18 protein-coding genes are annotated in these 21458 nt (G+C 69.1%); 11 read left to right on the top strand and 7 right to left on the bottom strand.

Annotated features, from left to right (window positions below; genetic code table 11):
• Window positions 1-25: 25 nt before the first annotated feature.
• Window positions 26-1342 (top strand): site-2 protease family protein, encoded by a 1317-nt coding sequence (locus MRBLWH10_RS09020; RefSeq protein WP_341942433.1) that lies wholly within the window; start codon window positions 26-28, stop codon window positions 1340-1342.
• 43 nt (window positions 1343-1385) lie between these two features.
• On the opposite strand, the gene MRBLWH10_RS09015 is transcribed toward MRBLWH10_RS09020, so the two are convergent.
• Window positions 1386-3269 (bottom strand): chorismate-binding protein, encoded by a 1884-nt coding sequence (locus tag MRBLWH10_RS09015; protein WP_341942432.1) that lies wholly within the window; start codon window positions 3267-3269, stop codon window positions 1386-1388.
• 223 nt (window positions 3270-3492) lie between these two features.
• On the opposite strand from MRBLWH10_RS09015, the gene ispG reads away from it, so the two are divergent.
• From ispG to MRBLWH10_RS09000, 3 genes are read left to right on the top strand one after another with little or no spacing between them, the layout of a single operon-like run.
• On the top strand, window positions 3493-4644 hold the full coding sequence (gene ispG / locus MRBLWH10_RS09010) for a flavodoxin-dependent (E)-4-hydroxy-3-methylbut-2-enyl-diphosphate synthase (protein WP_181155891.1): 1152 nt from the start codon (window positions 3493-3495) through the stop codon (window positions 4642-4644).
• Between the two features lie 23 nt (window positions 4645-4667).
• A complete protein-coding gene (locus MRBLWH10_RS09005; protein WP_341942431.1) occupies window positions 4668-4994 on the top strand; it encodes a nuclear transport factor 2 family protein in 327 nt (108 codons plus the stop codon).
• A 38-nt stretch (window positions 4995-5032) separates the two neighbouring features.
• Window positions 5033-5902, top strand: a complete 870-nt coding sequence (locus MRBLWH10_RS09000) for a hypothetical protein (RefSeq protein ID WP_341942430.1) — start codon at window positions 5033-5035, stop codon at window positions 5900-5902.
• Between the two features lie 41 nt (window positions 5903-5943).
• On the opposite strand, the gene MRBLWH10_RS08995 is transcribed toward MRBLWH10_RS09000, so the two are convergent.
• From MRBLWH10_RS08995 to MRBLWH10_RS08985, 3 genes are read right to left on the bottom strand one after another with little or no spacing between them, the layout of a single operon-like run.
• A complete protein-coding gene (locus MRBLWH10_RS08995) occupies window positions 5944-6420 on the bottom strand; it encodes an NUDIX domain-containing protein (RefSeq protein WP_341942429.1) in 477 nt (158 codons plus the stop codon).
• 40 nt (window positions 6421-6460) lie between these two features.
• On the bottom strand, window positions 6461-7156 hold the full coding sequence (locus MRBLWH10_RS08990; protein WP_341942428.1) for a nucleotidyltransferase domain-containing protein: 696 nt from the start codon (window positions 7154-7156) through the stop codon (window positions 6461-6463).
• 5 nt (window positions 7157-7161) lie between these two features.
• Window positions 7162-8577, bottom strand: coding sequence for an RNB domain-containing ribonuclease (locus MRBLWH10_RS08985; RefSeq protein ID WP_341942427.1), 1416 nt, complete (start codon window positions 8575-8577; stop codon window positions 7162-7164).
• A gap of 100 nt (window positions 8578-8677) precedes the next feature.
• On the opposite strand from MRBLWH10_RS08985, the gene MRBLWH10_RS08980 reads away from it, so the two are divergent.
• Entirely contained in the window at window positions 8678-9448 is a 771-nt protein-coding gene (locus tag MRBLWH10_RS08980) for an isocitrate lyase/phosphoenolpyruvate mutase family protein (RefSeq protein ID WP_341942426.1), read from the top strand.
• A gap of 41 nt (window positions 9449-9489) precedes the next feature.
• The gene (locus MRBLWH10_RS08975; RefSeq protein ID WP_341942425.1) at window positions 9490-11247 is read left to right on the top strand and encodes a proline--tRNA ligase; all 1758 of its coding nucleotides are present in this window, start codon (window positions 9490-9492) and stop codon (window positions 11245-11247) included.
• A gap of 51 nt (window positions 11248-11298) precedes the next feature.
• On the opposite strand, the gene MRBLWH10_RS08970 is transcribed toward MRBLWH10_RS08975, so the two are convergent.
• Both MRBLWH10_RS08970 and MRBLWH10_RS08965 read right to left on the bottom strand, forming a co-directional pair.
• Window positions 11299-11898 (bottom strand): TetR family transcriptional regulator, encoded by a 600-nt coding sequence (locus MRBLWH10_RS08970; protein ID WP_105674722.1) that lies wholly within the window; start codon window positions 11896-11898, stop codon window positions 11299-11301.
• A gap of 23 nt (window positions 11899-11921) precedes the next feature.
• Window positions 11922-13361: an APC family permease gene (locus MRBLWH10_RS08965; protein ID WP_223586620.1), complete on the bottom strand. Its 1440-nt coding sequence runs from the start codon at window positions 13359-13361 to the stop codon at window positions 11922-11924.
• Between the two features lie 174 nt (window positions 13362-13535).
• On the opposite strand from MRBLWH10_RS08965, the gene MRBLWH10_RS08960 reads away from it, so the two are divergent.
• Together MRBLWH10_RS08960 and MRBLWH10_RS08955 are read left to right on the top strand one after the other, a co-directional pair.
• On the top strand, window positions 13536-14696 hold the full coding sequence (locus MRBLWH10_RS08960; RefSeq protein WP_223586619.1) for a P1 family peptidase: 1161 nt from the start codon (window positions 13536-13538) through the stop codon (window positions 14694-14696).
• Between the two features lie 50 nt (window positions 14697-14746).
• Entirely contained in the window at window positions 14747-15787 is a 1041-nt protein-coding gene (locus MRBLWH10_RS08955; RefSeq protein WP_105674629.1) for a TIGR00730 family Rossman fold protein, read from the top strand.
• On the opposite strand, the gene MRBLWH10_RS08950 is transcribed toward MRBLWH10_RS08955, so the two are convergent.
• Window positions 15756-17111, bottom strand: coding sequence for an NAD(P)/FAD-dependent oxidoreductase (locus MRBLWH10_RS08950; RefSeq protein WP_341942424.1), 1356 nt, complete (start codon window positions 17109-17111; stop codon window positions 15756-15758). The genes MRBLWH10_RS08955 and MRBLWH10_RS08950 overlap by 32 nt on opposite strands.
• Before the next feature lie 189 nt (window positions 17112-17300).
• On the opposite strand from MRBLWH10_RS08950, the gene nusA reads away from it, so the two are divergent.
• The 3 genes from nusA (at window position 17301) to infB (ending at window position 21441) form a co-directional block, all read left to right on the top strand.
• Window positions 17301-18284 (top strand): transcription termination factor NusA, encoded by a 984-nt coding sequence (gene nusA, locus MRBLWH10_RS08945; protein WP_105674625.1) that lies wholly within the window; start codon window positions 17301-17303, stop codon window positions 18282-18284.
• A 57-nt stretch (window positions 18285-18341) separates the two neighbouring features.
• On the top strand, window positions 18342-18596 hold the full coding sequence (locus tag MRBLWH10_RS08940; RefSeq protein WP_341942423.1) for a YlxR family protein: 255 nt from the start codon (window positions 18342-18344) through the stop codon (window positions 18594-18596).
• Window positions 18597-18690: 94 nt separating this feature from the next.
• A complete protein-coding gene (gene infB / locus MRBLWH10_RS08935) occupies window positions 18691-21441 on the top strand; it encodes a translation initiation factor IF-2 (RefSeq protein WP_341942422.1) in 2751 nt (916 codons plus the stop codon).
• Window positions 21442-21458: the final 17 nt, after the last annotated feature.

Genomic DNA, 21458 nt, shown 5'->3' with positions numbered 1-21458 from the left:
AGGCTGCGACCAGTAGCGTAGGCACGTGGAAACACTGCTCTATGTGGGCGGCATCCTGTTCATGCTGATCGGCCTCGGCCTCTCGATCGGACTGCACGAGATCGGCCACCTCCTCCCCGCGAAGCTCTTCGGCGTGCGCGTCGGCCAGTACATGATCGGTTTCGGTCCGCGGATCTGGTCGAAGCGGATCGGCGAGACCGAGTACGGATTCAAGCTGCTGCCGCTGGGCGGCTTCATCTCGATGTCGGGCATGTACCCCGACTCGAAGGGCTCGGGTCCGGCCAAGGGCGTCTTCCGCACTCTCATCCAGGACGCCAGGTCGGCGAACGACGAGACGATCGCGGAGGGGGCGGAGGAGCGCGTCTTCTTCCGGCTCCCGGTATGGAAGCGCGTCATCGTGATGCTCGGCGGCCCGCTGATGAATCTGATCCTCGCCGTCGTCATCTTCACCGTCCTCGTCTCGGGGATCGGCGTGCAGCAGGGCACGACCACGATCGCCTCGGTGAGCCAGTGCGTGCTCCCCGCCGGTTCCACGGCGACCGAGTGCGGGGCGGATGACCCGGAGGCGCCCGCTGCGGAGGCGGGCATCAAGCCGGGAGATGTGCTGGTGTCGCTCGACGGACAACCCGTCTCCGACTTCGCGGAGGCGACCTCGATCGTGCAGGCGTCTCCCGGAAAGACCCTGGATCTGGTGGTGCTGCGGGACGGCGCCGAGAAGACGCTGGAGATCACGCCGGTCGCCGCCGAGCGCAAGCTCACCGACGCGAGCGGTCGGCCCGTGCTCGATGCGAAGGGCGAGCAGGTCGTGAAGACCGTCGGCTATGTCGGCATGGGAGCCCAGATGGGCTTCGTACAGCAGCCGCTGACGGCGGGGCCGGAGATGGCGGCCGACAGCGTCGCACGTGTGGCGTCGCTGATCGTGACGCTGCCGGTGAAGCTGTGGGACATCGGCGCCTCGCTGGTCACCGGAGGCGAGCGCGACCCGAACGGCCCGCTGAGCGTCGTCGGCGTCGGGCGTCTGGCCGGAGAGGTCGCGGCGACGGATGCGCCGATCCTGAACCGGTTCTCGGTGCTGCTCGGGCTGCTCGGATCGTTGAACGTCGCGCTGTTCGTGTTCAACCTGATCCCGCTGCTTCCGCTCGACGGCGGCCACATCGTGGTCGCGCTGTGGGACGGCATCAAGCGGGCCTGGGCGAAGCTCTTCCGACGGCCCCCGCCCGCGCCGGTCGACGCGACGAAGCTCGTGCCGCTCACCGTGGTCGTGGCGACGCTGCTCATCGCGATGGGCGCGCTTCTCCTGGTGGCCGACCTGTTCAACCCGGTGAACCTGCTCGGAGGCTGAGCCGCCGACGATCCCCGTTGCTGTTGCGCGCTCGCGGGACCTGTCAGGCCAGGGCGTGCGTGACGAGCCGATCGAGCGTGCGGATGCCGTCGCGCGACAGGATCGATTCGAGGTGCCCCTGCACGGAGGAGAAGCGCTCTCCGCGCAGCGAGTAGACGTCGCCGGACGCGGCATCCGCCGACACCTCGGCCCCATCCACGCTCGTCGTGCCGGGATCCACTCGCGCGGTGAAGGTGTTGTAGAAGCCGATCGAGGCGTTCTCGCCGAACACGGGCACCGACTTCTGCAGCCCCTGGTGCGGTGTCGCGAGGGGAGTGAGAGCGATGCCGAGCCGATCGGCGAGGATCTGGTGGCTCAGGCACACGGCGAGCAGCGGAGCCCGGGCGTCGAGACGGCGCGCCACGACCTCCCGCATCCGCGAGATGCGGGGGCTGGACAGGTCCCGCGGGTCCCCGGGGCCAGGCCCCGCCACCACGAGGTCCGCCGCGTCGACCGCGGCATCCTGCACCTCGTTCCACGGGGCGATCGTGACGTCGAGGCCGAGATGGCGCAGCTGATGGGCGAGCATCGTGGTGAAGCGGTCCTCGGCATCCACCACGAGGGCCGTGCGTCCCGTGAACGGACCGGTGAACTCCTCGCCCTGCGGGTTGAGCCAGAACTCGGCCAGTCGCGCATTGCGGGAGGAGAGCAGCTCGGCGACGGTCGGGTCCTCGGCGAGAGGGCGCGGCTCGGTCGGGGCGTCGGCATCGCTGCGCGCCTCGGCGACCCGGTCGCGATCGATGGCGCCGATCGCCCCCAGTACGCCGGCGGCCTTGCCGTGGGTCTCGCTCACCTCGCCGTACGGGTCGGAGTGGCGCACGAGGGTGGCGCCGACCGGAACGCTGAGCGCACCGTCTTCGAGGTACACCGTGCGGATGAGGATGGGCGCGTCGAGGTCGTGACCGCCCTCGGCGTTCGGCGTGAACAGGGCGGCGACGCCGGAGTAGTAGCCGCGGGGCTTGCGCTCGTGACGGCGGATGACCGCGCAGGCGTTCTGCATGGGGGAGCCGGTCACCGTGGGGGCGAACATCGTCTCGCGGAGGATGTCGCGCGGGTCGAGGCGGCTGCGGCCGCGGAGCATGTACTCCGTGTGCGTGAGGCGCGACATCTCCTTGAGGTGCGGCCCGGTGATGCGGCCGCCGTCGGAGCAGACGGCGCTCATCATCTTCAGCTCCTCGTCGACGACCATGAAGAGCTCCTCCGTCTCCTTCGTGGAGGAGAGGAAGTCCACCAGGGTCTCCTTCGTGGCTCCGCCCGCGGGGTGGCGGAAGGTGCCGGAGATCGGGTTCATCGTGACGATGCCGTCGCGGGCGACCACGTGCGCCTCGGGGCTCGCGCCGACGGCGATGTGGCCCGGTGTGAAGACGGCGAAGGTCCAGTAGGCGCCGCGCTCATGCGTGAGCAGGGCGCGGAACCAGGTGAGAGCGGCGGTGCGGTCGTCGACGTCGATGTTCGCGGTGAAGTCGCGGCGGATCACGAAGTTCGCGCCCTCTCCGCGGCCGATCTCGTCGGCGATCACGCGCTCGACGATCGCGGCGTACTCCTCGTCGTCGATGTCGAAGCCGTCGTCGCGGAGCGGGACGGAGGCCGACGGAAGTGCGGAGAGCACCTCGGGGGTCGGCAGGTGCAGGTGCTCGTCGACGACGATGCACCGCAGCGGGGCGCCGTCATCCTGAGCGACGAAGCCGCGTTCCCGCACCTGGCGATAGGGCACCATCGCGAAGACCTCCCGTGCGGCGCCGTCGACGATCAGCGGGATGTCGGCGAGCAGATCGACGTCGACGACGTCGCCGGTGAGCAGCTCGACCGTGTCCGCTCCGTCGCGCGCGATCAGCACGAAGGATGCCGCCGGGTCTGCGCTGAGCTCGGCGAGGCGTGAGAGGGTCATCGATGTCTCCTGTGCGAGGTATCGGGCGCGGCTCAAACGAAAAGACCGCCCCTGGAGGCGGTCTGGATTCGTGGGAACGCGAACACACCGCCTAGGAGGCGGGCCACCAGGTGAGGTTCGCGAGCATGTGGTGAAAACTATCACAGGTGATCGGACCAGGGCGGGCCGATGACGTGGGGCTGTCATCCAGCCCCGGCGCGTGCGGGCGGCGTAGGCTTGAGAGGTGCCAGCAGTGAACCTGGGAATGCCGAAGCTCCCCGAAGTCCTCGCCCCCCGCCGCAAGTCCCGCCAGATCAAGGTGGGCAAGGTGCTCGTGGGCGGCGACGCTCCGGTGACCGTGCAGTCCATGACGACCACGAAGACCACCGACATCAACGGCACTCTCCAGCAGATCGCCGAGCTCACGGCATCAGGGTGCGAGATCGTCCGCGTGGCCGTGCCGCACCAGGACGACGCCGACGCGCTCAAGATCATCGCGATGAAGAGCCAGATCCCGGTGATCGCCGACATCCACTTCCAGCCGCGCTACATCTACACCGCGATCGACGCGGGGTGCGGCGCCGTCCGGGTGAACCCGGGCAACATCCGCGAGTTCGACGGCAACGTCGGCAAGATCGCGGAGGCGGCCAAGGCCGCCGGCGTGTCTCTCCGCATCGGGGTGAACGCGGGCTCGCTCGACAAGCGGATCCTCGCGAAGTACGGCAAGGCCACCGCGGAGGCTCTCGTGGAGAGCGCCGTCTGGGAGGCGTCGCTCTTCGAGGAGCATGACTTCCACGACTTCAAGATCTCCGTCAAGCACAACGACCCCGTGGTGATGGTCAAGGCGTACCGTCAGCTCGCCGAGCGGGGCGACTGGCCCCTGCACCTCGGCGTGACCGAGGCCGGTCCCGCGTTCCAGGGCACGATCAAGAGCGCCACCGCGTTCGGCATCCTCCTCGGTGAGGGCATCGGCGACACCATCCGCGTCTCCCTGTCGGCCCCGCCCGCCGAAGAGGTGAAGGTCGGTCACCAGATCCTGCAGTCGCTGAACCTCCGCGAGCGCAAGCTCGAGATCGTCTCCTGCCCGTCGTGCGGACGTGCGCAGGTCGACGTCTACACGCTCGCCGAGAACGTCACCGAGGGCCTCAAGGACATGACGGTCCCGCTGCGGGTCGCCGTCATGGGCTGCGTCGTCAACGGTCCGGGTGAAGCCCGTGAAGCAGACCTCGGCGTCGCCTCGGGCAACGGCAAGGGCCAGATCTTCGTCAAGGGAGAGGTCATCAAGACCGTGCCCGAGGCCGAGATCGTCGCCACGCTCATCGAAGAGGCGAACCGCATCGCCGCGGAGATGGGGCCTGACGCCCCGCTCGGCGCCGCTCAGGTCGTCACGGTCTGACCGAGAACCGCAAGGAGACGAAGATGTCGCAGCTGCCCACACCTGTCCTGGCGATGATCGACGCGATCAACGCGGCCGACACCGACGCCTTCGTCGCGGCCTTCACCCCCGCCGGCTTCGTGAGCGACTGGGGCACCGTCAAGGCGGGTCCCGACGGCGTCCGGGGGTGGGCTGACAGCGACGCCATCGGCGCAGGCGCGCGCATGACCGTGCTCTCGTCCGAGACCGAGGGCGACACCACGCGCATCCGCTTCGGCTGGGCGAGTCGCGTCTTCAACGGCGAGTCGGACGGCATCTTCGTGGTCGACGGCGACAGGCTCGCCAGCTTCACCATCCCGCCCGGGCACTGAGCGTTCGCTCGTCCCTCGGCTGAATCCCTAGGAGAACCATGTCCTCGTCCACTGTCGTGTCATTCGCCGCAGGTGCGCTCACGGGCGACGGCATCGTCACCCGCGTCGAGCGCGGCGGAGCCGACGGCACCGTGGTCGTGGTGGACGCGACGCCGTTCCACCCGGTCGACCACACCTGGCCGGACCAGCCGGGAGACTCCGGCACGATCTCTCACGGCGGCGACACCGCGAGTGTGGCCGAGGCCGTCATGGCGGCGGCATCCGATGACGGCGCCTTCGCGGTGGGGGTCGACATCCCGGTCAAGCGCGGCGCGGAAGGATGGACCTGGCTCGTCGCCCATCGGCTCGACGGCGCAGCTCCGGACTGGCTGGTCGAGGGGGCTGAGGTCACGCTGGCGGCGGATGCCGGTCGACGCGCGGGGCTGAGCCGCGGACACACGGCATGCCACCTCGCCTCACTGGCGCTGGATCTCGCGGTCGCGGACCTGTGGCGCAAGGACCCGGGGGCGGACGCCCTCGGGACGCCCGACTTCGAGGGGCGCGCGAATCAATCGAGCCGAATCCACGAGGACGGCGCCGTCGACGAGTACCGGCTCGGCAAGAGCCTGCGCAGGGCAGGCTTCGACACGGAGACGTTCTCGGCGACCCTCGCCGATCGTGAGGCGAGCATCAACGCGCAGCTGGCCGCGTGGGTGGCGGCATCCGCTCCGAGCCGCATCGTGACCGACGGCCCGACGATCGTCGACCGCCGCACCTGGGTGTGCGAGCTCCCGGAGGGCACGGCGGAGATCCTCTGCGGAGGCACCCACGTCTCATCGCTGGCGGAGTTCGCCTCGATCTCGGTGACGCTCGACCTGAGCGATCCGCAGCTCCTCGTGATGACGACGACCGCCGTTCCCGCATCCTGACGCCGTAGCCCGACGGGCAGGCGCTCGGCCGCGTCATATGTTCACGCGTCGGCGGGCTCCGGCCTGTGCGCGGCATCCTCGAGGATCCGATCGACCCAGGGGTCCCGGGGCAGCGTCGCGACCTCGTCTCGGGTGAACCAGCCGGTCTCGACGAGCTCGTCGTCGACGAAGGAGATGTTCGCGCCCGCAGGCAGCCGGCACTCGTAGGCGATGCTGACGTAGCTCACACGGTCGCCGTTCGCGTATTCGAAGACGAAATCGCTTCCACCGTACGCGCCGACGATGCCGCCGACGACGGGATCGATGCCCAGTTCCTCCCGCACCTCCCTGGCCACGGCCTCCTGCGGTTCTTCTCCTGGCTCGATGCTCCCGCCCACTGTTCCCCAGTTCGGCGATCCGTGCTGTCGCGCGAGGAGGAAGCGCGAGCCGTCGCGGATCACCGCGGTCACGCCGGGCAGGAGAAGGAGGTCGTGTCCGACTCGGCTGCGGAGATCGCGCACATACGGGGAGATGGCCATGCCGCCGAGCCTACGTCGGCAGGCCTCGTCTCGCGTGAGCTCAGCGGACGAACCCCGCGCGCACACGCCCTCCTGCGCGCTCCAGCTCGGCGTCGACACGGTCGGCGAAGCTCCTGTGGTCTCCTGAGAGCAGGGGAGCGCTCAGCATCTCCGCCCTGTCCTCGCTCAGGGCGCGAAGTCGCCGAGGCAGCCACTTCCCCGTGGCGATCCACCGCCCCTCCGAGAGGAGCATGAGCTCGGCGATCCGCTCGAAGAGGGCGGATGCCGTCACCTCGCGCTCCAACGGATCGACGGCGTCGCGCAGGTCATCGACGAGGTCCGTGATCATGTAGCGACGGAGGGCGGACTCCTGGGCTGTCAGCGTCGGACCTTCAGCCAGGATCGCGGTCCATGCGCCACGGAGTCCGTCGAGACGTCCGTCGTCGCGGACAGGGCGCCCTTCCGTGAGCATGTGCACGATGACGGGGCGGTGCTGCGCGACGCCGCGATGGGCCCAGTCGTCGAAGCCGTCGAGGGTGTACGCGAAGACCTCGACCGTCTCTCCCTCGAACTCGTATGTCGCCGCGCGGCTCGTCTGACCGGAGTCGTCGAAGAGCCCGTCGCCGAGCAGGAGCAGATCGATGTCGCTCGACGCGGTGCGCTCGCCGCGGGCGGTGCTCCCTCCGACGACGGCGATCGTCGCGTCGGGATAGTTCCGGGTGATGAAGCGCTCAGCGAGAGCGAGAAGGTCTTCCATGTCCGTCACAACGCGAATTCGACCTCTCCGCGGGCGATGTCCGCGCGCACGACGGTGAGGCGCACCGTGGAACCGGGGGTGGCGTCCGCGGGGAGCGGCGCCGTCGCCGTGACGGCCGGCTCGGCGATCTGCACCCTGCCCTTGGGGCCGTGCGCGGCGATCACGGTCGCCTCGATCGTCGAGCCGACGTGCGGCGTCAGGAGGGCGGCCTCGACGCAGTTGATCGTCGCGGCGTCGAGCTTCGACGCACGCTGTCCGGACTCCTGCATGAGCGCGGGAAGCTCGGCGAGCGAGTCGCGCGCCCAGGACGGCGTCTCGGCACCCCGTGAGATCGCGAGGCAGGTGACGAGAGACCAGCGGTCGACCAGGCGTCGCAGCGGAGCGGTGGTGTGGGCGTAGGGGGCCCCGATCGCCGCCTGGGTCACGTCGTCGGGAACGGCGCCGTCGAAGGTGACGTAGCCCGCTCCGCGGAACAGCGAGGCCGCGGCTTCGAGGATCGGCAGGGTCAGCGGATCCGCACGGTCGAGCCCGCGCAGATAGTCGCCGTAGCGCCCCGTCGTCCACGGGCGACCCAGCGCGGCCGTCTGATGGCGGAACTCGTCGAAGGACCTCTCGTCGGGCTGGGGCATCGTGCGCAGCACCCCGACTCTGGCGTCGAGCATCAGGGATGCCGCGGCCATGCCCGTCATGAGCGACAGCTGCGCGTTCCAGTCCTCGACGGGAAGCGGCCGACGTCTCTCGATCGCGTATGCGCCGTCGGGGGCGCGTACCACCTCCTCATCGGGAAGGTTGAGGCTGGCGCCACCGCGCAGCCTCTCCTGCTCGATGCGCAGCGCGCCGATCTCGGGGAGCAGCGAAGCGGGGCCGTCGTCTCCACGGTCCAGGGACGCTTGGGCGCTCACATAGTCCAGCTGTGCTCGCGAGCGGATGAGGGCGCGCTCCAGGCGGAAATCGCCGACGATGCCCGCCTCGTCCAACGAGAACGTCCACACGAGGGCGGGGCGATCGACATCGGGGAGCAGGGATGCCCGGTCCTCGCTCAGCACGCGCGGATGCAGCGGGATCGTGCCGTCCGCGGCGTACAGCGTCTGTCCGCGACGACGTGCTTCCGCGTCCACAGCCCCGCCCGGAGCGACGAACGACGGGACATCGGCGATCGCGTATCGGACCGTGTAACCCGATCCGTCGCGCTCCAGCTGGAACGCCTGATCGAGATCGCGCGACCCGGCGGGATCGAGCGTCGCGAAGGGGATGTCCCTCAGATCCAGGTCCGGCTCGGAGCCCGAGACGCGCTCGGCCTCGGCGAGGGCTTCGGGGGAGAAGTCCTTCGGCGCATCCGACTCCTCCCTGAGGCGTGCCAGCGCTGCGGCCAGCTCGGTCTGCGCGGCGGACGGGGCGACATGCGATCGACGCTGGGGCATGCCCCCACACTATGCCGCGGCGATTCCGAGGCTTTCAGCGACGCGTCATCCGACGCGATCCACAGGCCCCTGTGTCCGTTCGCCGCACTAGCGTGGTCTCATGACCACTGCTGCGAAAGCCCAGACCCTCATCGGCCTCTACGAAGCCCCCGAGATCCTTCGCGTCGTGAACGTGTGGGACGTCGTGTCCGCGCGCGCGGTCGCCGCGCTGCCCGAGACGAGAGCCATCGCCACGGCCGGCCACGGCGTCGCCGCGTCCTTCGGCTACGACGACGGCGCGACTCCCCGCGAGATCATGATCGACATGGTCGGCCGCATCGCGGCGGCCGTCGACGTCCCGGTCACCGCCGACCTCGACGACGGGTACGGCGATGCGGGGGAGACCACGCGTCTCGCGATCGCCGCCGGCGTCGTCGGCGCGAATGTGGAGGATCGTCTCCGGCCTCTCGACGAGTCGGTCGCGGCCGTCGCGGCCATCGTGAAGGCCGCGGAGGCCGAGGGTGTGCCGTTCGCTCTCAACGCCCGCACCGACGCCTTCGTGCGCGGGGGAGGTCGTCCGGTGGAGGAGAGCATCGCCGACGCGATCCACCGCGGGCGCGCCTATCTCGACGCCGGCGCCACCGCCGTCTTCGTCCCCGGAATCCTCGACGAGGCGGTGACCCGTCAGCTCGTCGAGGGCATCGGAGAGCGCAAGGTCAGCGTGATCGGCCTCCCCGGCGCGCTCACCGCGGCCCAGTACGAGTCGTTGGGCGTCGCCCGCATCTCCTACGGTCCGCTGCCGCAGCGCGTGGCGCTGACGGCCGTACAGGAGCTCGCGGCGAGCCTGTACGCGGGCGGCGTCATCCCCTCTGGTCTCCCTGCGCTCAACTGAGCCCGTGAAGGCGGGCGACCACGGGTCACTAGACTGGGCCCGTGGTCACTCGTCTCTCCAATTTCTTCCTCCGCACACTCCGTGAAGACCCGGCTGGCGCCGAGATCGCCAGCCACAAGCTGCTGATCCGCGCCGGATACATCCGACCGCAGGCGGCCGGCATCTTCGCGTGGCTGCCGCTCGGTCTGCGCGTGAAGGCCAGGATCGAGACCGTCGTCCGAGAGGAGATGGCCGCAGCGGGCGCTCAGGAGGTGCACTTCCCGGCGCTCATGCCGCGTGAGGCGTACGAGGCCACCGGCCGCTGGGAGGAGTACGGCGATCTGCTGTTCCGCCTCCAGGACCGCAAGGGTGGCGACTACCTGCTCGCCCCGACGCACGAGGAGGCCTTCACCCTGCTCGTGAAGGACCTCTACTCGTCCTACAAGGACCTGCCCCTCACGATCTATCAGATCCAGGACAAGTACCGTGATGAGGCGCGTCCGCGCGCCGGCCTGCTCCGCGGACGCGAGTTCACGATGAAGGACGCCTACTCCTTCGACTCGTCCGACGCCGGTCTCGACGTGAGCTACCAGGCCCAGCGCGACGCCTACGAGCGGATCTTCCAGCGCCTCGGCCTGGAGTACGTGATCGTGCAGGCGGATGCCGGTGCCATGGGCGGTTCCCGCAGCGAGGAGTTCCTGCACCCGACTCCCGTCGGCGAGGACACCTTCGTGCGCAGCGCCGGCGGCTACGCGGCGAACGTCGAGGCGTTCACGACGGCGGTTCCCGCCGCCGTGCCGTTCGACGCCGATGCGTCCCCCGTGATCTTCGACTCTCCGAACACCCCGACGATCGAGACGCTCGTCGCGCACGCCAATGCGAACCTCGACGGCGAGTACTCCGCCGCCGACACGCTGAAGAACGTCGTGCTCGCCCTCACCCACCTCGACGGCACCCGCGAGCTCGTGATCGTCGGCATCCCCGGCGACCGTGAGGTCGACGAGAAGCGCGCGGAGGTCGCCTTCGCACCCGCCGAGGTCGAGACCGCCACTGCGGACGACTTCGAGAACAACCCGCTGCTGGTCAAGGGCTACATCGGCCCCTGGTCGGAGACCGGCGCGATCCTCGGTGAGGAGTCTGCCACCGGCATCCGCTACCTGGTCGACCCGCGCGTCAGCGAGGGCACCAGCTGGATCACGGGCGCGAACATCGATCAGAAGCACGCGCACTCGGTCGTCGCAGGACGCGACTTCACCGCGGACGGCGTCGTGGAGATCGCGAACGTGCGCGCGGGCGACCCCGCTCCCGATGGCTCCGGCCCCGTGGAGCTCGCGCGTGGCATGGAGATCGGTCACGTCTTCCAGCTCGGTCGCAAGTACGCGGAGGCGCTGGGACTCAAGGTCCTCGACGAGAACGGCAAGCTCGTGACCGTCACCATGGGCTCCTACGGCATCGGCGTGACCCGCATCCTCGCGATCATCGCCGAGCTGAACAACGACGACAAGGGCCTCATCTGGCCGGCATCCGTCGCGCCCTTCGACGTGCAGGTCGTGGCGGCGGGCCGCGATCAGGTCGCCTTCGACGTGGCCGCCGACATCTCGGCGCAGCTGGAGTCCGCAGGACTCGACGTGCTCTACGACGACCGGCCCAAGGTCTCTCCCGGCGTGAAGTTCGGAGACGCCGAGCTGGTCGGCGTGCCGAAGATCGTCATCGTCGGTCGGGGTGCCGCAGACGGCCAGGTCGAGCTGTGGGACCGTGCCACCGGCGACCGCGACACGGTCTCCGTCGACGACGCGCTCGAGCGGCTGTCGCGCCGCTGATCACGACGAGAGCCGCGTCCGTCCTTGAGGGCGGCGCGGCTCTCTTCGCGTCTAGAGCGTGAGCTCGCAGCCGAGCGCGGTCTGCGCGTACGACACGATGTTCGCCCGGTAGGTGGCGGCGCCGTGCTCCAGCCCGATCAGCGGGTAGAGGTCGTAGGCGTCCTCGAGAGCGACGATGTTGCGTGCGATCACGGTGAGATCGGCCGTGGGGCGGAACACCCCGATCGCGGCGCCGACCTCGATCGTCGAGCGGTACAGCGACACCTGCCGTTCGACGATGGAACGGTGCAGCGGGCGATACTCCGGCTGCTCACGGAGCAGGGGGATGCTCTCGTACGCCATGCGCAGGTGATCGCTGATCTCATCGGGCACGCCCGCGGTGATCAGCGCGACGAGCCGCTTCGCCGGATCGGGCTGCCCCTCGGCGATCATCCGCCTCTGCTCGTACATCTCCTCGAGGACGCCTTCGACGGTGGCGTACATCAGCTCGTCGAAGCTGGGGAAGTAGTAGAGCACGCTCCCCGTGCTCACCGCGGCCTCCGCGGCGACGGCCCGCACGTTCGTGCCGCCGATGCCGCTCCGGCGGGCGACCCTCCTGGTGGCGGAGATCAGCTCCGCGCGACGGACGGCGCGTCCTCGCTGCTCGGCCACGTCCTTCTCCTTCTCGCCCGACGTCACTCGTCGTCGGGAACGAGCGTGGTCAGTTCAGCATAGTGCTGGGGGCGGCGGCTCCTGAGGATGAAGCCGGTCACGATCCCCGCCAGGAACAGCACCGGCGTCGGGGCCAGCAGGGCCAGGTTGATCGGCCCAGTGAGGCCGGTCACGAGGTCGAAGTTGATCGCGATGAGCACCCAGCCGACGATGAGCCCGAGGGCGCCGAGGGCAGGGGCAACGATCACGCGCCACGCGCTGTGGTCCCTCCTGTCCTTGAGGAAGAAGCCCACCACGGCGATCGCGGCCACCGCCTGCGCGAAGACGAGACCCGCGACGCCGATCGAGTACACCGGCAGCGCGAAACCCAGGAAGGGATCGGCCCCGGTGACGAGAGTGACGAGCACGGCGACGAGGGAGACGATCGACATGACGAGACTCGCGTGGTGGGGGGCCTGAGTGGTGGGCTGCGTCTGAGCGAGCCATGACGGCAGCAGCCGCTCGCGGCCGAGCGAGAACAGGTAGCGGGAGCTGGCGTTGTGGAAGGCGAGGAGGCAGGCGAAGAAGCTCGTCACGATGAGGATCCGCATCGTGATTCCGGCCCAGGCGCCGAGGTACTGGTCGCCGGCGTGGAACACCATGTCCTGGAAGTCGTCCTGCAGCGCGAGCTCGAGCACGCCGTCCACGCCGAAGGCGACGGTGAGGATCCAGAACGTGAAGGCGTAGAACACCGCGAGGAAGGCGATGGAGATGTAGGTGGCGGCGGGAACGGTCCGAGCCGGATCCTTCGCCTCCTCGGTGTAGATTGCCGTGCTCTCGAACCCGAGGTAGGCGCCGAAGCCGAAGACGAACAGGGCACCGCTGCCCGCGGCGAAGAAGACGTTCTCGGGAGCGAATGAGGCGAACGAGATCGGCTCGGGCCCTCCCTGCGCGAGGACGGCGATCGCGAGGATCAGCAGGATCGCGACCTCCGCGGTGAGCAGCACGGCGAGGACCTTCGCGCCGACGTCGATCTTGCGATAGCCGAGCACGCCGACGATCAGCAGAGCCACGATCGCGTAGACGGTCCACGGCAGCTCGATGCCGAAGAGCGCAGCGAACGTCATCTCGCCGAAGAAGCCGACGAATCCGTAGAAGCAGATGCACAGCGCCGCGTACGAGAAGATCGTCACGAACACGATGCCGATCCCGATCGGCTTGCCGAGACCGCGCGCGCCGTAGACGTAGAACGCACCGGTGTTGCGCACGTAGCGCGACATCGCCGTGAATCCGAAAGCGAAGAGGATGAGGACGACGCCGCTCGCGAGCATCGCCCCTGGCCCTCCGATGCCGGCGAGGCGGAAGTCGGTCGCCGCTGCGCTCGCGACGACGGTCAGGGGAGCGGCGGCGGAGACGACGAAGAACACGATCGCCCACACGCCGAGACGCCTCTGTGCGAGTGTGGTGGTGGTCGTCGTGGGCACGGACGGAGGATTCGGGTGAGACATCTGCGGCTCCGGAATCTGACGGGTCGGGTGTGAGGATCGTATGCGATCTTCTGAACAGTGATTCAAAAGGGCTAACCTGTGTGTGTCAAGCAAAACAGGGAAATCGGTGACTAGAATCTGAACAATCGTTCATAGTTGATCGGAGCAGTGATGGAGTCATCCGCGGAGACGGCGCGCACGGAGCGCCCCGTCAGGGCACGCGACCTCGGCATCGGATTCGCCGGGAGGAGCGGCCCGCTCAACGCGATCACCGACGTACCGGGGCTCGCCGTCGGTCAGCGGACGCTGATCGAGGGGGAGGGTGCAGGCGCGGTGCGGACCGGCGTGACGGCGATCCTGCCGCGAGGGCGTTCCGGAGTCGGCGTGCCCTGCGCCGCCGCCGTCCACTCCTTCAACGGCAACGGAGAGCTCACCGGACGCGCGTGGATCGACGAGTCCGGCGCGCTGTCCATGCCGATCGGGATCACGAGCTCGCACTCCGTGGGTGCGGTGCACAGCGGCATCGACCAGTGGGTGGCCGAGGTGGCGCCGCACGTCGCCGCGCAGTGGATGCTGCCGGTCGTGGGGGAGACGTGGGATGGCTACCTCAACGACATCAACGGCGGCCATGTCACGGCGTCGACCGCGCGGGAGGCGCTGGATGCCGCGTCCGAGGGGCCAGTGGCCGAGGGCAGCGTCGGCGGCGGAACCGGGATGAACTGCTACGGATTCAAGGGCGGGACGGGCACCTCATCCAGGGTCGTCCGGCACGGCGATGACGAGTACACCGTCGGCGTGCTGATCCAGGCCAACTTCGGCTCGCGCGACGAGCTGCGCCTGGACGGCATCCCGCTGGGGTCGCGCTCGGCCGCGCCGAACCCGATGGAGCGCGACGACTGGTTCCATCGGGAGCGGGAACGACTGCGCGCCCCCGGTGGGGCAGGATCGGCGATCGTCGTGATCGCCACGGATGCGCCCCTGCTGCCCGGTCAGTGCGGCGCGCTGGCACGGCGAGGAGCGATCGGTCTCGGACGCAGCGGCACAGCAGGAGGGCACTTCTCCGGCGACATCATGCTCGCGCTGTCCACGGCGAACGAGGGCGCCCTCACCTCCTCGTTCCCCTCGGACGACCGTGCAGAGTACGAGACCCTGCGCTTCATCCCGTGGGGGCGCATCGACCCGTTCCTCACCGCGGTCGCCGAAGCCGTCGACGAGGCGGTGTGGAACGCTCTGGTCGCGGCGGAGGACATGGTCGGCCGTGACGGACACGTCAGCCACGCGCTCCCGCACGAGGAGGTCAGGGCGGCGGTCGCCGAGGTGAACGCTCGCTGACCGGCGGCGTTGCGTCGACCGTGCGGCGGTTCGCGTGACACGCTGGACGCATGACTGAGGAACCACTCCCCGAAGCGCTCAGCGCCGAGATCAACAGAGTGCTCGACGACGCCGGAGTGCGGTCCGACCGGCGACTGGTGATGCGGATGCTGCGTACGGCCATCCTCCTCGGAGAGGACGGCGCCGATCGCCTCGACCTCAAGATCGCCTCGGCTGCGCTCGCCGAGATGCGGGATGCGTTCCGCCTGTTCGCACCCTACGGCGGAGTGCCGAAGGTCACGGTGTTCGGATCGGCCCGCACGAGGCAGGACGATCCGCTCTATCGCCAGGCGCGGGACGTGGCGTCGGCGCTCGCCGCCGACGGCTGGATGGTCGTCACCGGGGCGGGCCCCGGCATCATGCAGGCGGCGGCCGAAGGAGCGGGTCCTGCCCTCTCGCTGGGCGTCTCGATCCGTCTGCCCTTCGAGGAGAAGGCGAACGCGATCATCGAGGCGTCGGACCACGTGGTCGCGATGAAGTACTTCTTCACCCGCAAGCTCATGCTCATGAAGGAATCGCGCGGCTTCATCTGCCTGCCCGGCGGCTTCGGAACGCTGGACGAGATGTTCGAGCTGCTGACCCTTCAGCAGACGGGCAAGGCGGAGCCGATGCCGATCGTGCTGCTCGATGAGAAGGGCGGCACCTTCTGGACCGGGCTCAAGCGGTTCATCGACGAGGATCTCGCTCCGACCGGAGTCATCTCCGAGGGCGACTTCGATCGTGTCGTCATCACCGACTCGATCGAGGCCGCGACGGCGGAGATCACCGGGTTCTGGCGCAACTACGACTCCCTGCGCTGGGTCGGTGGCACGCTCGTGCTCCGGCTGAGGAACGCGCCCACCGACGCCGAGATCGAGGATCTCAACGAGCGGTTCGCCGGGATGCTGATCTCAGGTCGCATCGAGCGCACCGCGCCTCGCCAGCCCGAGGTCGCCGACGACGACCTTCTCGATCTGCCGCGATTGTCCCTGCACCTCGATCAGTACCGCGTGGGGGAGCTGTTCCGCCTGATCCGCGCGATCAACGATCTGCCGTCTGCTCCCGCTCCCTGATCGCGGCGGCGAACGCCGCGAGGTCCACGGGGCGGCCGAGGATCCTCTCCGCGGCCCTGTGGCCCGAGTAGAACGCGGCGCCCACGGTCGCGGGCTCGTCTCCCCACGTCGCCTCGCCGGCGAAGTGGAAGACGTCGTCGACCGGGCCGGCGAGAGCATCGTGGTCGTGGTGCGACGAACCGACGGCCAGGTGCGAGTAGGAACCGTCCGAGAAGCGATCCTGCCCCCAGCGGGTGATCCAGTGCGCCGTCGGTGCGGGGACCCTCGTGCCGTACAGCGCACGGAGGGCGGCGACGGAGTCGGCCACGACATCCTCGTCTGACAGCTCCTGCATGCGCCGGCCGAACGGTCCGGCGGCGAACGTGAGGAGTGTCGGCAGACCGCTCACCGCGGAGACGTCGTACCAGGAGTGCCAGTGCTCGCCCGCTTCGCCGAGCGCTCGGATGACATAGCTGTCCTCGTTCCAGAACCGTTCGGGGAACTGGACGAACACCTTGTTGAACACACCCATGCCCAAGCGCTCGATCGGGCCGGACACCTCGTCGGGGAGCGGTGGGGTGAAGGCGATCCTCCCGGTCTTGAGCACGCCGAGCGGCACCGTGACGATGACACGATCGGCCGTGAAATCCTCGCCATCCGCGGTGACGACGACGCCGCTCGCGGAGCGGGACACCCCGGTGACGATGCGGTTCAGCCGCACGTCGAGTCCGGCGCCGATCCGGCGCGGGAGCTCGTCGTAGCCGCGCGGGAAGATGACCTCGTCGCCGTCGATCGCATCCTCGTCGAGTCCGTGCGCGTCGAGATCGCCGATCCAGGCGCCGCACTGCTCCTCGACGCGATGGCGGAAGAACTCGCGGATCTCGTCGATGCGCTCCGCGTCGAGTCCTGAGCGGTCCAGCGCGCGCTCGGTCACGTCGAGGTAGGTGTCGCCGGGAGCGGAGGAAGCGATCTCCTCGACGAGCAGGCGATCGGCCTCGTCGACGTCGGCGATCCACTGCTCCGTGGCGGCGGCATCCATCGCCGCGCCGTCCCCGTCGAAGTTCTCGATCGGGCGACCGCCCACCTGGAAGCTGCCGACCGTGTACTCGAGGGTCGGGATGCCGAGGGCCTGTGCGAGATCCCACAGCGGCGACCCGTCGATCCCGTGTATCCACGAGGCGCCGAGGTCGACGGGGAAGCCGGCCGCGCGGTCGGTGTTCATCCGTCCGCCGATCCGATCGCGTCCCTCGAGCACGACGACCCGCTGGCCGGCATCCGTCAGCATCCGTGCACTCGTCATCCCCGACATGCCTGCACCCACAACGATGGTGTCGAACCTGGTCACGCGTTCCTCCTGCGTTCCGTCGCCGCAGCGGTGCGGCTCGCCGCATTCCGGCGTCGCGCCCAGGCTATCGCTGCACGCCCCCCGCGTCGCCCTGACCGGCTGAGAGGGCGGGATGCCGCCCGCTTCCGGTATCCTGGACTGATGCCCGCGGTCGATTGCGCGAGGCGAGAGCTGAATAGAGAGGCCGTCATGGACATCGAACTGAGTCTGCTGCGTGGGATCGAGAAGGAGAAGGCGATTCCCTTCGACGAACTCGTGTCGATCATCGAACAGGCCATCCTGACGGCGTACAACAAGCACGTCGCCGGAGACGGCCCCGCGCCTGAGGGCGTCCGCGTCTCCCTCGACCGCAAGACCGGTCACGTCGACGTGCTCCAGGTCGTCACCGACGAAGAGGGCGCCGTCATCGGCGAGGAGGACGCGACTCCCGACGACTTCGGCCGCATCGCCGCCTTCGCCGCGAAGCAGGTCATCAGCCAGCGTCTGCGCGACATCGCAGACGACGCGGTGCTCGGCGAGTTCCGCGGCAAGGAGGGCGACATCGTCGCCGGCGTCATCCAGCAGGGGCCGAACCCGCGCATGATCCACGTCGACCTCGGCTCCGTCGAGGCCATCCTCCCGCCAGAGGAGCAGGTCCCCGGTGAGGAGTACACCCACGGCTCGCGCCTCCGCGTCTATGTGACCAGCGTGGCCAAGGGGCTCAAGGGCCCGCAGATCACGGTCTCCCGCACGCATCCCGGTCTCGTGCGCAAGCTGTTCGCGCTCGAGGTGCCGGAGATCGCCGGCGGACTCGTGGAGATCGTCTCGCTCGCCCGTGAGGCCGGGCACCGCACCAAGATCGCGGTGAAGGCCAACGACCCGGCCATCAACGCCAAGGGCGCCTGCATCGGCGAACTCGGCCGTCGCGTCCGCGCGGTGACCGAGGAGCTCGCGGGGGAGAAGATCGACATCATCGACTACAACCCCGAGCTCGCGGCCTTCGTGGCGAACGCGCTGTCGCCGGCCAAGGTGACGAGCTCGTTCATCCTCGATGCCGGCACCAAGGCCGTCCGCGCGCTGGTCCCCGACTACCAGCTGTCGCTCGCGATCGGCAAGGAGGGGCAGAACGCCCGTCTGGCCGCGAAGCTGACCGGCGCCAAGATCGACATCCAGCCCGACAGCGTCCTGGATTGATCCGCTTCCCGGACTCGCCCCCTCGGGCGGTGAGTCCGGGTGAAACGCAGGTGTAAGATGGAACCCGTACGAACGTGCGTCGGCTGTCGCGCGCGTGCTCCCCGCTCCACTCTGCTCAGGGTGGTGTCCCAGAACGACATCATCATCATCGATGAGAGTGCTGTGCTGCCGGGGCGTGGCGCGTGGGTGCATCCGACGCGGGAATGCATGGACGCCGCACTGCGGCGCCGCGCTTTCGGACGAGCACTGCGTGTGCCCACGATTCTGGACACGCAGACCATCGAAGATTATTCGCCAAGAAACAAAGGCTGAACAGCTATGGAAACAAAGTGAACGGCTCGAAATGAGACCCGTCCGCGACTAGTGGTCTGCCCTGTCTGGGTGGACCGAACCCGACAGGAGAATTGTGGCTGGTAAACCACGCGTACATGAGATCGCCGCCGAACTCGGCGTCGACAGCAAGATCGCACTTGCAAAGCTCAAGGAACTCGGAGAGTTCGTCAAGAGCCCCTCTTCGACCATCGAACCGCCGGTGGCGCGCAAGCTGCGCGCCGCGATCGAGTCCGATGCCTCGCTGAAGTCCTCGGCAGACGCCGCCCCGGCGTCGAAGCCCGCCGCAGCCAAGCCGGCAGCGGCCAAGCCCTCAGGCCCCACCCCGGGTCCGAAGCCCGGCCCCAAGCCTGCTCCGGCCCCTGAGGTCGCTGCTCCGGCCGCTCCCGCGGTCGCCGAAGCTCCGGCAGAGGCGGCTCCCGCGGCTTCCGAGGCCGCAGCCAAGCCCGGTCCCGCAGCTCCGAAGCCCGCCGATGGCGGAGCTCCGAAGCCCGGTGCGCCGCGCCCCGGAAACAACCCGTTCTCCTCCTCGCAGGGGATGGGTCAGCGTCCCGCGGGTCCGCGTCCTGGCAACAACCCGTTCGCTTCGGCGCAGGGCATGGGCCAGCGTCCGACGCCGGGCAACATCCCGCGTCCGCAGGCTCCGCGCCCCGGCGCGCCCCGCCCGGGCGCTCCGCGCCCAGGTTCCCCCCGTCCCGGCGCTCCGCGCGGTGGACAGGGCGGTCGTCCCGGCGCTCCGTTCCAGCAGCGTCCCGGTGGCCCCGGTCGTCCCGGCGGCGCCGGTGCACCCGGCGCCGGTCCCGGCGCACGTCCCGGCGGCGGCGGTTTCGCCGGTCGCCCGGGTGGCGGCGGTGGACGCGGTCGTGGTCCTGGCGGCGGTACCGCCGGTGCCTTCGGCAAGGGCGGCGGCAAGAGCAAGCAGCGCAAGTCGCGGCGGGCGAAGCGGCAAGAGTTCGAGATGCGGAGTGCTCCGGTCGTCGGTGGCGTCAACGTCACCCGTGGCAACGGGGAGACCATCCGCATGCGTCGCGGCGCATCGATCGCGGACTTCGCCGACAAGATCGAGACGCTGACCGGTTACACGGTGCAGCCGGGAACCCTGGTCACGATCCTCTTCAACCTCGGCGAGATGGCCACGGCCACCGAGTCGCTGGATGAGGCGACCTTCGAGGTCCTCGGCGCCGAGCTCGGCTACAAGATCCAGATGGTCTCGCCCGAGGACGAGGACAAGGAGCTCCTCGAGGGCTTCGGTCTCGACCTCGAGGCCGAGCTGGAGAACGAGAGCGAGGACGACCTCGAGATCCGTCCTCCCGTCGTCACCGTCATGGGTCACGTCGACCACGGTAAGACGCGACTGCTCGACGCGATCCGTCAGACCAACGTCATCGAGGGTGAGGCCGGCGGCATCACCCAGCACATCGGCGCCTACCAGGTCTGGACCGAGCACGAGGGCATCGAGCGCGCCATCACGTTCATCGACACCCCCGGTCACGAGGCGTTCACCGCCATGCGTGCCCGTGGTGCGCAGGTCACCGACCTCGCGATCCTCGTGGTCGCGGCCGACGACGGCATCATGCCGCAGACGGTGGAGGCCCTGAACCACGCCCAGGCGGCGAACGTGCCGATCGTGGTCGCGGTGAACAAGGTCGATAAGCCCGAGGCCAACCCGGCCAAGGTCCGTCAGCAGCTCACCGAGTACGGTCTCGTCGCAGAGGAGTACGGCGGCGACGTCATGTTCGTCGACGTCTCGGCCCGTGCGGGAACCGGCATCCAGGAGCTCCTGGACGCCGTGCTGCTCACCGCCGACGCCGGTCTCGACCTCACGGCCAACCCGAACAAGGGCGCTCGAGGCGTCGCCATCGAGGCGAAGCTCGACAAGGGCCGCGGTTCGGTCGCCACCGTGCTGATCCAGTCCGGAACCCTCCGGGTCGGCGACGCGATCGTCGCGGGCACCGCCTACGGCCGCGTGCGCGCCATGGCCGACGAGAACGGCGAGCAGGTCCTCGAGGCCTACCCGTCGCGCCCGGTGCAGGTGCAGGGTCTGAACTCGGTGCCCCGTGCCGGTGACGTCTTCATCGTCACCGAGGAGGACCGCATGGCCCGCCAGATCGCTGAGAAGCGTGAAGCGGTCGAGCGCAACGCCCAGCTGGCCAAGGCCCGCAAGCGCATCTCGCTCGAGGACTTCACCCGTGCTCTCGAAGACGGCAAGGTCGAGTCGCTCAACCTCATCATCAAGGGTGACGTCTCCGGTGCCGTCGAGGCGCTGGAGGAGTCGCTCCTCAAGATCGAGGTCGACGACTCGGTGCAGCTGCGCATCATCCACCGCGGCGTCGGCGCGATCACCGAGTCGGATGTGAACCTGGCGACGATCGACAACGCGATCATCGTGGGCTTCAACGTCCGCCCCGACACGAAGGCGCGCGAGCGCGCCTCCCGTGAAGGCGTCGACATCCGGTTCTACTCGGTCATCTACAACGCGATCGACGAGATCGAGAGCTCCCTCAAGGGAATGCTCAAGCCGGAGTACGAAGAGGTCCAGTCGGGTGTCGCCGAGATCCGCGAGGTGTTCCGCTCCTCGAAGTTCGGCAACATCGCCGGTGTCATCGTGCGGTCGGGAACGATCACGCGAAACGCCAAGGCTCGTGTCATCCGCGACGGCGTCGTGCTCGCCGATGGCCTCGCCATCGAGTCGCTGCGCCGCTTCAAGGACGATGTCACCGAGGTCCGCACGGACTACGAGGCGGGTATCGGCCTGGGCAAGTACAACGACATCCAGATCGGCGACGAGATCGAGACCACAGAGATGGTCGAGAAGCCTCGCGGCTGATCGAGTTCGATATCTTC

Source organism: Microbacterium sp. LWH10-1.2 (assembly GCF_038397765.1).
Lineage (GTDB): Bacteria > Actinomycetota > Actinomycetes > Actinomycetales > Microbacteriaceae > Microbacterium > Microbacterium natoriense.
This window is presented reverse-complemented; position numbering and strand designations above follow the sequence as displayed.

What these genes read in the sequence shown, in the direction of transcription:
- MRBLWH10_RS09015 (WP_341942432.1), bottom strand. Translation starts at nt 3,269, where the DNA reads ATGACCCTCTCACGCCTCGCCGAGCTCAGCGCAGACCCGGCGGCATCC.
- MRBLWH10_RS09005 (WP_341942431.1), top strand. Translation starts at nt 4,668, where the DNA reads ATGTCGCAGCTGCCCACACCTGTCCTGGCGATGATCGACGCGATCAAC.
- MRBLWH10_RS09000 (WP_341942430.1), top strand. Translation starts at nt 5,033, where the DNA reads ATGTCCTCGTCCACTGTCGTGTCATTCGCCGCAGGTGCGCTCACGGGC.
- MRBLWH10_RS08995 (WP_341942429.1), bottom strand. Translation starts at nt 6,420, where the DNA reads ATGGCCATCTCCCCGTATGTGCGCGATCTCCGCAGCCGAGTCGGACAC.
- MRBLWH10_RS08990 (WP_341942428.1), bottom strand. Translation starts at nt 7,156, where the DNA reads ATGGAAGACCTTCTCGCTCTCGCTGAGCGCTTCATCACCCGGAACTAT.
- MRBLWH10_RS08985 (WP_341942427.1), bottom strand. Translation starts at nt 8,577, where the DNA reads ATGCCCCAGCGTCGATCGCATGTCGCCCCGTCCGCCGCGCAGACCGAG.
- MRBLWH10_RS08980 (WP_341942426.1), top strand. Translation starts at nt 8,678, where the DNA reads ATGACCACTGCTGCGAAAGCCCAGACCCTCATCGGCCTCTACGAAGCC.
- MRBLWH10_RS08960 (WP_223586619.1), top strand. Translation starts at nt 13,536, where the DNA reads ATGGAGTCATCCGCGGAGACGGCGCGCACGGAGCGCCCCGTCAGGGCA.
- MRBLWH10_RS08955 (WP_105674629.1), top strand. Translation starts at nt 14,747, where the DNA reads ATGACTGAGGAACCACTCCCCGAAGCGCTCAGCGCCGAGATCAACAGA.
- nusA (WP_105674625.1), top strand. Translation starts at nt 17,301, where the DNA reads ATGGACATCGAACTGAGTCTGCTGCGTGGGATCGAGAAGGAGAAGGCG.
- MRBLWH10_RS08940 (WP_341942423.1), top strand. Translation starts at nt 18,342, where the DNA reads ATGGAACCCGTACGAACGTGCGTCGGCTGTCGCGCGCGTGCTCCCCGC.